Source organism: Pseudoalteromonas sp. SIMBA_162 (genome assembly GCF_046535955.1).
Lineage (GTDB): Bacteria > Pseudomonadota > Gammaproteobacteria > Enterobacterales > Alteromonadaceae > Pseudoalteromonas > Pseudoalteromonas marina.
In genome coordinates this window covers 1-260 of the sequence record NZ_JAWJBQ010000640.1, presented here as the reverse complement: position 1 = coordinate 260, position 260 = coordinate 1, and the positions used below count along the sequence as shown (strand labels likewise).

The 260-nt window shown below is 63.1% G+C and carries 1 pseudogene; it reads right to left on the bottom strand.

The annotated features are described in order from the left end of the window. Positions 1-260 (bottom strand): annotated as a pseudogene (locus R0J88_RS21220) (N-methylproline demethylase); the annotation flags it as partial.

The following is a 260-nucleotide window of genomic DNA, read 5'->3' as shown; positions in this document are numbered from 1 at the left end:
CGCTGGCCCATCTTGATCTTGGCGATGATGTGCGGGTCGGCGATGTGGGCGCGGGTCGTGCCGACCATGTCGACATAGCCGCCTTCCAGGATGCGCTCGGCCTGGTTGGGGTCCTTGATGTTCTGGGCGTGGATCACCGGAATCGAGACGACTTCCTTGATGCCGGACGCCAGGTGCAGGAAGGGTTCCGGCGGGTAGGACATGTTGGGAATGACGTTGGCGAGGCTGTTGTGGGTATCACAGCCGGAGCCGATCACGCC